13 protein-coding genes are annotated in these 13,228 nt (G+C 73.9%); 5 read left to right on the top strand and 8 right to left on the bottom strand.

Annotated elements, in window-relative coordinates:
- Nucleotides 1-9: 9 nt before the first annotated feature.
- Both ACFVFS_RS23595 and ACFVFS_RS23590 read left to right on the top strand, forming a co-directional pair.
- Complete coding sequence (locus ACFVFS_RS23595; RefSeq protein ID WP_380626595.1) at nucleotides 10-1,272, top strand: hypothetical protein; 1,263 nt, start codon at nucleotides 10-12, stop codon at nucleotides 1,270-1,272.
- Between the two features lie 303 nt (nucleotides 1,273-1,575).
- Nucleotides 1,576-2,082, top strand: coding sequence for a DUF2004 domain-containing protein (locus ACFVFS_RS23590; protein WP_380626594.1), 507 nt, complete (start codon nucleotides 1,576-1,578; stop codon nucleotides 2,080-2,082).
- Between the two features lie 28 nt (nucleotides 2,083-2,110).
- On the opposite strand, the gene ACFVFS_RS23585 is transcribed toward ACFVFS_RS23590, so the two are convergent.
- From ACFVFS_RS23585 to ACFVFS_RS23565, 5 genes are all read right to left on the bottom strand, one after another.
- Nucleotides 2,111-2,470 carry a VOC family protein gene (locus tag ACFVFS_RS23585; RefSeq protein ID WP_380626593.1) on the bottom strand — a complete coding sequence of 120 codons (360 nt, stop codon included), beginning with the start codon at nucleotides 2,468-2,470 and terminating at the stop codon, nucleotides 2,111-2,113.
- Nucleotides 2,471-2,579: 109 nt separating this feature from the next.
- On the bottom strand, nucleotides 2,580-3,911 hold the full coding sequence (locus ACFVFS_RS23580) for a hypothetical protein (protein ID WP_380626592.1): 1,332 nt from the start codon (nucleotides 3,909-3,911) through the stop codon (nucleotides 2,580-2,582).
- Nucleotides 3,912-4,181: 270 nt separating this feature from the next.
- Complete coding sequence (locus ACFVFS_RS23575) at nucleotides 4,182-4,517, bottom strand: hypothetical protein (protein ID WP_380626591.1); 336 nt, start codon at nucleotides 4,515-4,517, stop codon at nucleotides 4,182-4,184.
- 246 nt (nucleotides 4,518-4,763) lie between these two features.
- On the bottom strand, nucleotides 4,764-5,342 hold the full coding sequence (locus tag ACFVFS_RS23570) for a DUF4240 domain-containing protein (RefSeq protein WP_380626590.1): 579 nt from the start codon (nucleotides 5,340-5,342) through the stop codon (nucleotides 4,764-4,766).
- Between the two features lie 76 nt (nucleotides 5,343-5,418).
- On the bottom strand, nucleotides 5,419-5,625 hold the full coding sequence (locus tag ACFVFS_RS23565) for a hypothetical protein (RefSeq protein WP_380626589.1): 207 nt from the start codon (nucleotides 5,623-5,625) through the stop codon (nucleotides 5,419-5,421).
- Between the two features lie 178 nt (nucleotides 5,626-5,803).
- Here ACFVFS_RS23565 and ACFVFS_RS23560 point away from each other — a divergent pair, with 178 nt between their 5' ends.
- Together ACFVFS_RS23560 and ACFVFS_RS23555 are read left to right on the top strand one after the other, a co-directional pair.
- Nucleotides 5,804-9,067 (top strand): tetratricopeptide repeat protein, encoded by a 3,264-nt coding sequence (locus ACFVFS_RS23560; protein ID WP_380626588.1) that lies wholly within the window; start codon nucleotides 5,804-5,806, stop codon nucleotides 9,065-9,067.
- Between the two features lie 374 nt (nucleotides 9,068-9,441).
- The gene (locus ACFVFS_RS23555) at nucleotides 9,442-10,419 is read left to right on the top strand and encodes a hypothetical protein (RefSeq protein WP_380626587.1); all 978 of its coding nucleotides are present in this window, start codon (nucleotides 9,442-9,444) and stop codon (nucleotides 10,417-10,419) included.
- 143 nt (nucleotides 10,420-10,562) lie between these two features.
- On the opposite strand, the gene ACFVFS_RS23550 is transcribed toward ACFVFS_RS23555, so the two are convergent.
- Complete coding sequence (locus ACFVFS_RS23550; protein WP_380626586.1) at nucleotides 10,563-11,246, bottom strand: TetR/AcrR family transcriptional regulator; 684 nt, start codon at nucleotides 11,244-11,246, stop codon at nucleotides 10,563-10,565.
- Between the two features lie 93 nt (nucleotides 11,247-11,339).
- Between ACFVFS_RS23550 and ACFVFS_RS23545 the strand changes: the two genes are divergently transcribed.
- On the top strand, nucleotides 11,340-12,056 hold the full coding sequence (locus ACFVFS_RS23545) for an NAD(P)-dependent oxidoreductase (protein WP_380626585.1): 717 nt from the start codon (nucleotides 11,340-11,342) through the stop codon (nucleotides 12,054-12,056).
- A gap of 93 nt (nucleotides 12,057-12,149) precedes the next feature.
- Here ACFVFS_RS23545 and ACFVFS_RS23540 read toward each other — a convergent pair whose 3' ends face one another.
- Both ACFVFS_RS23540 and ACFVFS_RS23535 read right to left on the bottom strand, forming a co-directional pair.
- Nucleotides 12,150-12,467 (bottom strand): hypothetical protein, encoded by a 318-nt coding sequence (locus ACFVFS_RS23540; protein WP_380626584.1) that lies wholly within the window; start codon nucleotides 12,465-12,467, stop codon nucleotides 12,150-12,152.
- Between the two features lie 104 nt (nucleotides 12,468-12,571).
- The coding region (locus ACFVFS_RS23535; RefSeq protein WP_380626583.1) for a HEAT repeat domain-containing protein at nucleotides 12,572-13,228 on the bottom strand (657 nt) is incomplete at its 5' end.

The raw sequence follows: 13,228 nt of genomic DNA, 5'->3' as shown, positions 1-13,228 counted from the left end.
AGGATGCCGATGGACCTCGAACTTCCGCGCAGCGAACGCGAGTCGGACGCGAAACGCTTCGCCGCGGCGATGCTCGACCGGGCCGCCGGGGCGGGGATCCTCGCGCCGACGACGGGGGGCCTGCGCGGGGTGGAGAACTACCTGCTGCTCTCGCACTCGGTCGTCGATCCCCGGTACGCCGACGCCGATCCACCGGTGCCCCGCTGGCGGGAGTGCGCCACGCTGCTGGGCCGGTACACCAACGCGGTGGGCGTCGGGGACTACGGCGTGTTCGACGCGGTCCTCGAACAGGACGAGCGGGCGGAGCACCGGAGGGTCACCGAGGCCGCCCGGTACCTGGCCGACCGCCTGTACCGTCCGGACGACCCCGTTCCGCTGCCCGACATCGCGGGCCGGGAGCTGGTACGGGCCCTCGGCGAGGAGTACGCGGATCTGGTGCGCACCTACCGGACCCGGGCCCACCCGGTGGTCCTGGAGGAGTGGCAGGCCTCGATGGCGCAGCTCCTGCACGGCATGGCCCGGTACCGGACCGTCCCCCACCCCGACTTCCCGTTCGACCTCCTGCGCGACCTGTCCGCAGGAGCCGTCGACGTCCAGGGCGCCCTCGCCCGCGTGACGGAGCGCCACCCGGACGCCGTTCCCGACGTCCTGCTCGCGCACCTGGCCGCGCTGATGGCCTCCCCCGACCCGGACGACCGGGACCAGTTGCTGCTCCTGCTGCGGACGGCCGAGGAGGGCCGCACCTCCGGCGCCGGGGCGTACCTGCAGACCGTCGCGCTGCACGGCCCGCCGCACGAGGTGACCGAACCCGCGCTGCGGGCCCTGCGGGACGCGAGCCGGCTGGCCGACTACGGCTCCAGGCTCGCCAACCACCGCAGCGACCTCAACAACCGCGAGCTGCGGGAGAGCGGCCACGAGGAGCACTCGGGAGAGCGCGTGTGGTACTGCCTGCTCTCCGAGGCCGCGGGCGAGACCTTCGCCGACCACGACCTGCCGCCGGACCGCGCCCGCCACGTGCTGCGCGCGTGCCTGCGGGCCGAGGGCTGGCTCTCCGACGCCTTCGCCGACAGCCTCCGCGCCCTGTGGCAGGCGTGGCCCTGGGTCGGCGCGACGTGCAGCCGGATGGGCCACGTGGGCAACCGCCCCTACGACGTCGGCCATTACGCCCTCCTGTCCGGCGAGGGGTTCTCGACGCTGTTCGCCGAACTCGACCACCGGGTCGAAGGCGGCTTCCTGGCGCGCTGCCGCCCCGGCTGGACACCGCCGCACTGACCGCGGGCGGGCACCGAGGGCGGGGGCCACGCGGCGGGGCGGGCTCCGGTGGGCCCGCCCCGCCTTCGGACAGCCACGACGGTTCACCGGATCCCGGAACGCCGGGCGCCGCCCGGGAGGTCCGCTCGGCGGAGGAAGCCGGCCGGCGGCTACGATGCCCCCTCCGGATCACTCCGGCCGCGGTGGACCGGGACGAGTGTCCGAGCGCCGTCCTGCTCGCCGACCGTCACCTGATGGAGCCGTCGGCGCGGGCGTTCCCGGCTCCGACGGCGGTCCGGCACGACAGGAAGGCGAGTGTCCCGCATGAAGGCCATTGAGCATGCCCGCTTCGGGCGGCTGGAGACCGGCACGGTCCGCGACACGGATGTCGTCTGGCGGAGCACCCTGCAGCTGGGGGACGGCGAGGTCGAAGCCCTACTGTGGGCCGGACCGTCCAGCGAGCCGGACGCCGGAGAGCTGGACGAACTCGCCGCACGCCTCACCGATCTGCCGGCCCTCGACGCGGCGGCGCGTGCGGCCTTGCGGGCGTACCTGCGCGAGGACCGCTACTTCATCGACTTCCACGTCGAGGAGCTCGCGGGCGGCGAGACGGTCGGCCGTCTCGTCCGGGAGGCGGCAGGTGACGAGGTCGGGGCGGACGCGTTCGTCGCGGCCATGCGCCTGAACGGGGTCGGACTGTGGCTGAGCGACCCGTCCGACCGGCCTCCGATCGTCCTGGACTACGTGGTCGAACCCGATCTCAGCGACCAGATCCTCGCGGTCGGAGCGACCCGGCACGGGGCGGTGACATCCGTCGACTGGGAGAGCTGACGCCCATCCGCCTCTCGCGCGGGGCGGACTACGGACCCTCGGTGCCGAAGACCGTGCCGAACGGGTCGCGCAGCTGGGCGATCCGCCGGCCCGGCCCGACGGCCGGCGGGCCGCGGTGGTGCTCGCATCCGGCGGCCAGCAGCCGGTCCCGGACCCGGCCCACGTCGTCGACGCCCCAGTACACGACCGGGCTGCCGCCCAGGGGATTGCGCCCATCGTCCACCGGGTGGAAGCCGACCTCGACACCGCCGGCCTCCACCCCCGCGTAGCCCGCCCCGGCGTCGCCGGCATCGAGCTTCACCGGGACGTCCAGGAACCGCCCCCACCACCGGGCCGACGCCTCGGGACCCACGGCGAACGTCATCACGGTGCGCACACCGGTGGACAAGGGCCACCTCCGACAGGCTGTCGCTGACCGGTCCATCGTCAGCGGCAGCCTGTCGCGGCCTTGCGCTCCCCGTGGGGGCCGTGTGCCGGGCGTGCGGCGTCGGGCGGGTCTATCCGAGCACGTGCACGACCCCGCCCAGCAGGTGGTCGAGGACCGACCGCAGGGGCAGGACGAACGGTCCGGCGACCACGGCCACGGTCAGGGCGAGGGCCAGCCGCGGGGTCTCCCGGCGGTGCGGGAGGACGCCGAGGAGGAGCACGAGCGAGGCGATCAGCAGCGGCGGCCCGAGCGCCACCGCCCATGCCGGCAGCGGGCCGAGGGTCACCGGGGAGCTCCGGGCACGGGACAGGCCCAGCCAGCCGACCGAGAGCAGCAGGCTGAGGTCGATCAGCCGGGGCACCGCCGGGGACACCCGGATCCGACCGTCGAGGTTGCGCCGGAACGAGAACACCATCATCAGCACCATGACGGACAGCACGGCCAGCTCGACGCGCAGGACGCCCCGGAGGTCGGGCGGGGGGAAGTGCCCGGTGCTGAAGATCCAGGTGACGGCCGCGGCGGGCACCCCGAGCAGCACGGCCCAGAGCAGGCACAACCGCAGGACCTGGGCCGGAGCGGGTCGCCAGATGCTGCCCGCCGACGGCACGGGCCGGTTCTGCCCCCGGGCGAGCAGCGCGGCGATCAACGCCTCCTCGGGCCGGTTCTCCGGGCCGTGCCCCGGCGCCTCGCCGCGCCTGCGGAAACTGTGCTCCAGGATCTCGCGGCGCCGACGCACGATGTGCGGCCGCAGCTCGTGTCCGCGGCTGACGGCGCTGAGGTAGCCGAACACGAGGAGGACGGCGCCGACCGCGACCACCGCGGGCAGCCGACCGGCGGGTCCCTCGCCGCTGGGCGGCGCCATCCAGGCGGCGGTGAACGCCACGACGAAGACCGCGATCAGGGCCATGCCGCGGACGGCGTCGAACGGGGCGGTCAGATCCGAGCGGCGGACTCCGGCGGACGCGCCCACCGCCAGCCAGAGCACGGAGAGCAGCAACCACTGGGTCGCGACGGCCATCGGCAGCAGGTCCGGCAGTTGCCCGGACAGGATGTCCCCGACGGCGGCGCCGAACGACCGGGACTCCCCTCCCGCCCCGAACGCGTAGGCCAGCACGAGGAGCAGCAGCTGCGCCACGCCGAGCAGGCGGCCGGCGTCGTCCCAGAAGTCCCGGGAGGTGACGGCGCGCGCGATGTCCCCGGCCTGGACGCCCACGAGGATGAGCACCAGCAGGACCGGCATGGCGATCACACCGAAGGCGGTGTACGGGTCCCCGGTGGTCAGATGGATGGGTATGCCGAGCGCGTCGGCGACGTGCTGCCCGCCCCGGATCACCCTCCACATCCACTCGGGCGGGGATTCGTTCGGCACCGTGGCGGCGCCGATGACCGTGACCGATCTCATCCGTCCCCCTACGCTCACGCCCGGACGGTCCCGTCCCCGGGTCCGGGGCCGGCGTTCCGTCTTCGTCCGGACGGGTCGTGACGTCCGGTCGCCAGCCCAAGAATGGCGCTGCGAGGCGTAGTTGGGAACGGCGAACGGGTTCCGTTCACCGAGCGGGGACCGTCCTGTGACAGTGCGGCGGCGCCGAGCAACGGCTGCGGACCGATCGGCGCCGCTCGCGCCCCGTGACCTCCAGCGCCGGGCAGGCGCGTGCGGCGGCGGGTGGTCCGGTCAGCCGATGACCTGGAAGTCCTCGACGGGCTCGAAGGCCGTGACGGTGACCATGACGTCGACCGGTGCGCTCGACTCGGTGTGCAGGAGGAACTCGACGCCCCCGGCCTCGCCCCCGGGCTTCCCGTGGGGGCCGATGTTGGTCACGTACACGTTGGGTTCCTGACCCTCCGGTCCGAGGACGGGCCGCCCGTCGGTCCCGAAGATTCCCCCGGAGAACTGCCACATCGCGGCCGTGACGAGAACGGCGGACTCCTGTGAGATGGCGTCGAAGTTGTGGTTGTGACGGGTCCTGCCCTGCATGTTGCGCAGAATGAAGCGTGACGATCGGGCCATGATGCCTCCCGGTGCGAATGCTGCGGAGTGCGAGCGGAACGGTGCTCTGAGAGCAGCTTGACCCCGTTCCGTCCGGTTCGTCGGGTGGCTTGGGCTGTTCGCGGGGCGTCCAGGGCCGGGGCACCCCTGCCGGCCCGGTTCACGCGACCGTCTGAAGCACCCGCACCTCCGCCAGCTGCCGGCCTGCCTCCCGGCGGGCCCGGACGGCGGAGCCGAATCCCGCGCCGCGCGCCCACCGCCCACCGATCAGGAGCCGGCGGCCACCGGGAAGAGAGCGTCGAGCCGGGGTGTCCCGGTCGTCACCGCCGCCTCCTCGGTGACGATCTCCTCGTCCGGCTTCGCCCACGCCTCCTGAACGGCGTCCAGGGCCTCGTAGAACGCCTCCTCGCAGCCGTCCTCCTGTCCCGTCAGCTCGCCGAACACCTCCTGGGCCGCGTAGTCGAGCTCCTCCCATTCCGGCCACTCGTCGTCACGCCACTCCCGCAGGTCCCGCCCCACCAGGGCCCGTACCTCGGCGACGTCGGCGAGGGCGTCCGGATCGGCGAGCACCGCCTGGTACGTACCCTGCCCCTGGGCCACCAGCCAGAGCGCGAAGTAGTCGAACCCGTCGTCGGAGCACAAGCCGCCCTCGATCCGGCGCACCGCCCGCCACAGCGCTCCCGTGGCAACCGGCGCGCACGCGACCTCCAGCCGCGCCTGGAACTCCACCGCCTCCGCGGCCGGCCCGCGCCGCAGCCTCCCGCGCAGCCACTCCAGCCGTTCGGGCCGGCCACCGGCGCGGCGGCTCAACTCGTCCATGAGCGCCCAGAAGGTCTTGTCGTCCATGCGGCACAGGATCGCAGCCACCACTGACATGCCCGATGCGCCGTCCGTGCCGGACCTGCGCCCGCGAGGCGGGTGTTCACCGCACGGGCCAGGCCCGGCAGGCCGGCTCGTGCCAGGTGGTGCGCACGATCGCGCCGCCGGAGATCCGGTGCTCGCTGGACCAGGTCCGGCAGCATCCGGCGGTCGAGCGCGGCCTCACCGGGGCCGGCGAGGCCGCAGCGCGGGCGGGAACGGTGGGCGCCGACGGGCGGCGACGGCGGCGCCTGGTCTGGGGTGTCGTCATGCCAGAAGCTCTGCCCACCTCATCCGTGCCCGAACCTCGCCGCTGCCCGTAGGGAACGGCACGAGCGAGCGGGTAGGCCGTGACAGCGGGCCCGCGGATCGTGGATGCTGCGGCACGGGGACTCGGGGGTACGGGACGGCCGGGGCGTCCGGGGTGACGTTCCGACAAGGGGGGTTCGATGGACGTGTTCGTGGGCCGCGCGCAGGAGCAGGAGCGGTTCCGGCTGCTCCTGCGCGGGTTGGGGCGGCCCGATGAGGGGCCGGACGAGGGTCACGTCCTGCTGGTGCGGGGCCTGGGCGGGATCGGCAAGAGCACGCTGCTGCGGCGGTACGAGCAGATCGCCCGCGGGCAGGACGCGGAGGACGCGGCCAACGGCAGGCGGCTGCGGGTGGCCTCGCTGGACTGGGAGCAGGGCCAGTTGCGGTCGGGGGGTGCGCCCTCGGCGGAGGGGATGCCGCTGTGGCGGGTCCTCGGGGCCGTCCAGGTCCGGGTGCAGCAGGCCACCGGGCGCAGGGGTGAGCGGGCGTTCGAGCGGTTTCGGGCCTGCGTGGCGCGGATGCCCCCGCTGGCGGCGCGGGCCCGGGAGCTGGGGCTGGTCGGCGGCGACGGGGCGACCGGCGCCGCGGGGACGCTGTCGGCGCTGGGGATCCAGCCGCCGGTCGACGCGCCCGCCCGGGGGGTGAACGGGTCGGCCGCGGCCCGGGGCACGGGACGCCGGGCAGCGCACGGCCCGGCGGACTCCCGGCTGTTCGAGGAGCTGGTCGACGAGGTCCAGGCGATGCAGGACGCGTTCGCCCGGGGGATGCGGCAGGTGAGCAGCAGGCGCCATCCCGTGGTGGTCCTCCTGGACACCTGCGAGCTGCTGGGGGACGCCCTGCACGGCTTGCGCGAGGTGATGAGGGCCTGCGGTCGACAGGTGCTCTGGGTCGTGGGGATCCGGCTGGAGGAGGACACCCAGGCCGCCGGGGACAGCCACGCGACCGCGTTCGCGCGGTACCTCGACCACAGCCGCCTGCGCCACGAGGCGCTCGCGCGGTTCGACGACCGCAGTGTCGCCGCGTACCTGCGTCAGCGCCCGCGCGTACCGGATCTCGACGAGGGCCAGGTGAAGCGGATCGCGGAGTTCACCCGGGGTGTCCCGCTCGCGGTCTCCCTGACCGCCGACGCCCTCGGCCAGGGCATGGAACTCGACCAGGTGCTGGTTCCGTTCACGGGCGACGGGAGCGTCTCCGGGATCATCAGGGAACTGGCCCGCCGCTACCTGGTCCACACCCGGACCGTCCCCGGCCTGCGGCCGGACCGGCAGCACCTGTGCGCCCTCGCCCTCATGCGCCCCGTCGTGAACGAGGAGGTCTTCGCGGGCACCCTGACGGGGCGGGACCGGGACGATCCCGGCGTCCTGGCGGCGCTGTGCGAGATCCCCGAACGCGATGTCACCAGCCGCATCGACGAGCTGGCCGCCCGCCACGACTTCCTGCTCAGCCTCCCCCGCGTCCTCCACCAGGACGTCCGCGACACCCTGCGCACCCTGCTGCTCTCCCCCGATGAACGCGCCCGTGTGCGCGACGCCAACCGGCGCGCCGCCGACCACCTCCGGGCCCGGGCCGCCGCCCGCGGTCACACCACCGTCGATGCCCAGCTGGAGGACCACGCCTGGCGCCAGGACGTCCTCAGCCTGCTCTGGCACACCTACTGGACCGACCAGGCGTCCGGCCAGGCCCTGCTCCTGCACCTGCTCCCGGCCGCCGTCCTCCACGGCACCTTCAACCGACAACTGCAGGACATCGCCGCCTTCTTCGACCCCACCGCCACCCCGGCCGAACGGGCCTTGCTGAGCGCCCTGCGCGAGCTGCTCCACCTGTGGCCCTACTTCCCGGCGAACCCCGGGCAGGAAGCCGCCCGCCGCGCCGTGGAGCACCTCACCCGCCCCACCGCGTCCACGCCCGCCGTCCTGGCCGACCGGCCCCCCGCCCACACCTACCACCACCTCCTGCGCGCCGGCGCCCACGAGTTCCTCGGAACCACCCTTCTCCAGGCCGTCACCGCCCTGCAACGGGCCGCCGCGCTCGCCCCGCCCGACGGCGGCCTCACCGCCGCCGCCATCGGCGCCACCGCCGAGGATCTGGCCGACACCGTCGCGGATCTCGACACCGACGACTCCGACGACCTGTCGGAGGCCGACATCGAGGTCCTCGTCGCTGCCCTCCGCCTCGACTGCCGCTACCAGCCCGACGGCGGCGGCTTCATCACCCTCGGCCGCGTCCTGGGACACCTGGAACGCTTCGCAGAAGCCGAGGCCGTGTTCCTGCAAGCTCTCGACCACGACCCCGACGACGCGGAGGCCCACACCGGCCTCGGCTTCGTCCTGCTGGCGCTGGAGCGGGACGCGGAGGCGGAAACCGCCTTCCGGCGAGCCGTCCACCACGACCCTGCCGACGCGCACGCCCACCTCTGCCTCGGCGGAATCCTGGAGGACGCGGGGCGGCTGGAGGAAGCCGAGGCCGCCTACCGGCGAGCGCTCCAGCACAAGGACAGGCTCGGCCACGGCGGCATCGCCGGCGTCCTCACCGCTCTCGGCGACGTCCTGTCCACGACGGGCCGGCCCGAGGAGGCCGAAGCCGCCTACCGGCAGGCCCTCCACTACGCCCCCGACGGTGGCCCCGACCCTCACAACAGCATCGGCCCCGCCCTGGCGAAACGGTGGAGGCTGGAGGAGACCGAGGCCCTCTGCCACCGGCTCCTCCAGGACGACCCCGGCAATGCCACGATCCACACCAGCCTCGGCGAAGCCTTGGTCGGGCTGGGCCGCCGGGAGGAGGCGGCCGCCGCTTTCCGCCGGGCCCTCGTGCACAATCCCGACAGCGCCCATGCCCATCTCGGGCTGGGGCTCATGCTGGTGCAGACGCAGGGCTACGGCGCGGCGACGGTGGCGCAGCTCCGGGAAGCGGTGCGGTGCGCCCCCCGGAGCCTGCACGCGCACCTGCTGCTGGGGCGGGTGCTGATGGTTCGGGGGCAGGTCGAGGAGGCCCGGCAGGCGTGGGCGATCGTCGCCGAGGAGGAGCAGATCGGGGCCTGGGAGCTGCTGCTGACGGCCGCCACGTGCCAGGACGACGAGGTCAGGGACTACCTGTACCGGACGGTGCTGACAGTCACACAGGGCGGGGAATCCGCCGATGAGGCGGACGGCGCCTTCTATACGGCGGAGTGCCGGGCGGTGGCGCTGGCCGGCCAGGGGCGGGGCCGGGAGGGAGCGGAGGCGCTGCGCGCGGCCGTGGGCGACCGGACCTCGACGATGTTGTTCGACCGGCCGGCCTACGAACTGTTCGCCGCCGCCATGGCTCCGGGGGCGTTGGAGGGGATCGTGGAGGTGTGGGAGGGGATCATCGCGGTCGACCCGTCGGCCGAGGGCCCGCCGGTTCGACGTGCGGCCGAGGAGGGCTGAATCCCCGTCCGGCTCCACGTGTCAGCTCGCGGTGGGGATGTAGCGGCGGGCCGCTCTCGACGAGGCCATGGACGCGCGCGGGGACTGGCCGGAGGGCAATAGCGGTCTTGCAGATCCGGCGAATGCTTTGCATAGTTACTTTGCATCCCGCCGAGCGCATCCCGCGGGATCGATCCACCCCCGTTTGTGTCATGAGCATGCTCGCACGGTGTTCATCGTTCCGTCGCTCCGCTGCGCGGCAGATCCCTGTTCCGCCGCCCCGACCCCCGCCTGCGCCCTGGGCCGCACCGCGCCCTCGACGCACCGGCCGGTCCCCCGGGAGACGTCCCACGCCGTCCCACGCCAGCACCTCCCTCCAGAACAGGGGAAAGATCATGCGTAGTGCCACCAAGACCGGGCGCCGCGTCCTGGCCGTCCTGGCCATCACGGCGTCAGCGGCGACCGCGGCACCGGCCGTCGGCCAGGCGGCGGCCGCGGGGAGCACCCGCACCACCGCCGCGGCCCCGGTGCCCGGAACGATCGCCGACCTCGCCGTCGACGGCAGCCGCATCGGCGTTCTGACCACCGACGGCCGCGTCTTCGTCAAGGACGGCACCGTCGGCTCGCGCGGCTGGGTCCAGCAGTACGACGGCGCCACCTCGCTCGCCCTGTCCGGCAACCGCATCGGCGTCATCGCCAAGAACGGCCACGCCTACGTCAAGGAAGGCGGCCTCTACGCCGGGTGGTACGACGAGGGCGGCAACGCGCTCTCGATCGTCCTGGACGGCAACCGCATCGGCGTCATCACCACCGACCACCACGCCTGGGTCAAGGAGGGCGGCCTCTCCGCCGGATTCTTCGACGTGGCCGTGAACGGCAACGCCACCTCCCTGGCCCTGTCCGGCACCCGGATCGGCGTCCTCACCAGCGAGCACCACGCCTGGGTCAAGGAGGGCGCCGTCACCGACGTCTCCCAGTGGGTCGACATGGGCTCGGACGGCAACGCCACCGCCCTGGTCCTGAACGGCAGCCGCATCGGCGTCATCACGACCGACGGGCACGCCTGGGTCAAGGAGGGCGCCGTCACCGACCTCTCCTCCTGGGTCGACATCGCCGGGAACGGCAACGCCCGCTCGCTGGTCCTGAACGGCCAGCGCATCGGCCTCGTCACCAGCGACCACCACGCCCCGGTCAAGGAGGGCGCCATCGCCAACTTCACCAACTGGGTGGACGTGGCCGGGAACGGCAACGCCGCCTCCCTGGTCCTCAACGGCAACCGCATCGGCGTCCTGACCGACGACCACCACGCCCCGGTCAAGGAAGGCACGATCGCCAACTTCACCAACTGGGTGGACATGGGCGCCGAGGGCTGACACCGCGACGTCGGCAGCCCGGCGCCCCGGGGACCGGACCGCGGACGTCCGCCGCCGCCTCGACCGCGCCACGGCCCGCCCGGTGCGGCGCGTTCACAGCGCCGCACCGGGCGGGCCGCCCTCCGGCGGGAGCCGCGGGGCGGCTACCCGCCGTGGGCCTCGTCCGGGTGCAGGGCGTCAAGGACGAGGGCGAGTCCGAAGGCGAACTCGTCGGCATAGTCGTAGCCCGCCTTGAGGACGTGTTCGGTGGCCAGCTCGGCGAGGTGCGGGTAGGCGTCGGCGGGCATCCCGCTCAGGATGGCGCCCGCGACGTCGGCCTGCTCCGCCCCGCCCTTGAACGGCAGGCCGACCTCCTGGAGCACGAAGCCGTACAGGTAGCTGTCGATCAGCGAGACCGCGTGCGCGGTCATCCGCACCGAGAAGCCGCCGGCGCGCAGCGCGCCGAGGACGGCGTCGTGGTGGCGCAGGGTCGCCGGGCCGGGCTGGGCGCGGGAGTCCATGAGGCCGATCGCCCACGGGTGGCGCAGGAGGGCGGCGCGCGCGGAGACCGCGCGCCGGCGCATGGCGTCCTTCCAGTCGGTGCCGTGCCGTGGGAGCTCGATCTCGCCGAACACCGCGTCCACCATGCCGTCGAGGATCTCCTCGCGGCCCGCCACATGGTGGTAGAGCGACATCGCCTCGACCCCCAGCGGCTGGGCGACGGCCCGCATGGTGAGCGCGGCGGCCCCCTTCTCGTCCGCCACCTCCACCGCCGCCCGGATCACGCGCTCACGACTCAGCGGCGCGCGGTCCGGCTTCGCGCGCCGGCCCCTGCCTCCCTCGGGCATCCGGCCCCTCCTCCACGTCCATTGACCGCCTTACAAGGTAAGGCTAACGTGCCTTACGACGTAAGGTCGCCATGTCCGCGAAGGGGCTGCGCCATGAGCAGGGATCAGGTGGAGAAGGTCTGCGTCATCGGGGCCTCGGGGAAGCTGGGGCAGTACATGGTCGGGCACGCGCTGGAACGCGGCTACGAGGTGGTCGGCGTCTGCCGGGAGCGCAGCGTGCCGAAGCTGGCCGCGTTCGAGGGGCGGATCACCGTCGTCCCCGGCGCGACGAACGACCCGGAGGTGATCCGGCGGGCGGTCGCCGGGTGCGACGGGGTGCTGACGGTGCTGGTGCCCTGGGGCGTGCGGCAGTACGCGTCCGGTACGGCGCAGGCGGTCCTCGACCACGCCCGGCCGGGCGCGCGCCTGGTGTTCTCCTGCGGCTGGCACATCACGCGCGACGGCAAGGACCGGTACTCGCGGATGTTCACCCTGGGCCTGCGGATCGCCACCGCACTGGGCAGGCTCGTCCGCGCGGTCGAGATCGACGACCAGGTGGAGGCGTGCCGGCGGGTGTTCGCCAGCGACACCCGGTGGACCGTGGTGCGCGGAAGCGACCTGGAGGAGGGCGCGAGCCAGGGCCTGCCGGTGTGGAGCCGGCACGTGGGCGACCCGGTGCTGGCGAGCAATCTGACGCGTCGGGTGGACTTCGCGCTGTTCATGGTGGAGGCACTGACCACGGACGCCCTCGTCCGGGAGGCCCCGGCGATCGTCGGCCGTCTGACCCCCAGCGCGCTCGCCCACGCCGACGGCACCCGCGGCCGGGAGTGAGGGCCGCCCGCAGGCCGCCGCGAGCGCCGTCCCGCGCCGGCGTCGGCGCAGGTGCCGACACAGGCGCAGGCGCAGGCGTTGCGCGGGTGCCGGTCAGCGCAGCGGGTTCGTGATCGGCACCGGCCCCGGGATCCCCTCCGCCGTCCGCCGAGCATCCCGTTCCGCCCGCAACTCGACCAGCCCGCCGCCGAGCACGGTCAGCCCCGCGATGATCACCAGGAAGACCGGCGTCCGGTGGTCGTCGCGAACCGTGGCGCACTCCGCGGGCTCCGGGGTGTACGTGTAGGTGTCCGGGCTGGGGTGTTCGGTCTGCGCGCCGGCCGCGACGAACGCGGACCCGCACTCCCCCACGCTGGACCCGATCGGTGTGAACCCCCAGAGGACCCCGCCGACGAACAGGATCAGCCCCATGACAGTGAATCGCAGCCCCCGCACCGCTCCCCCAGGTCTCTCGACGCAGCCATGCCGCACGAACAGGGATACCGCATGGATCACGGGCTGTCAGCACCCACGGGCTACGGCAGTCCGGTCCGACCGCGGACGCCGAGCTGGTGGCGGAGGTCGTCGAGACGGCCCGCGCCACGGCTGCCGAGGTTCCTGATGCCGCGGCGGATCTCGTCGAGGACCGGCGTGCCGCGTTCGTCGCCCCGCAGGGCCAGCGCGATGGCGGCTTCGAGACGGGCCTCGAAGTGGGTGTCGGAGAGGTTGGCGAGCAGGACGTCGCGCAGGGCGGGGGTGTCGGCGGGAACGCGGGTGAGCGTGTGGAGCGCGTTGGTCCGGACGATGGGGTCGGGGTCGTCGGCCACGCTCAGGAGGATGCCGAGGGCGTCGACACCGTCGGCCAGGAGGGTGGGGACGGCCAGGGAGACGCCGTGGCGCACACCCGGGTCGGGGTGATCGGCCAGAGCCAGGACGGCCGGTAGCTCCTCGCGGGAGCAGTAGCCGGTGAAGGCCGCGACGACGGCGCGCAGCGCGTACGGGTCCTGCTCGGTGTCCAGCCTGGGCCGGAGGAAGTCCGCGGCCTCCCGCGCGAACGGCGGGTCGCCGTCGTCGTTGTCGGAGTTGAGGCCGAAGCCCAGGCAGTTGATCACGTCGAGAGCGAAGCGCCGGTGGTCGAGGGAGCCGGCGTCCCCGGCTCCCACCGCCAACGCCCGAGCGCAGGTGTTACGCAG

The sequence above is a fragment of the Kitasatospora sp. NPDC057692 genome (assembly GCF_042799475.1).
Classification (GTDB): Bacteria; Actinomycetota; Actinomycetes; order Streptomycetales; family Streptomycetaceae; genus Kitasatospora.
This window is presented reverse-complemented; position numbering and strand designations above follow the sequence as displayed.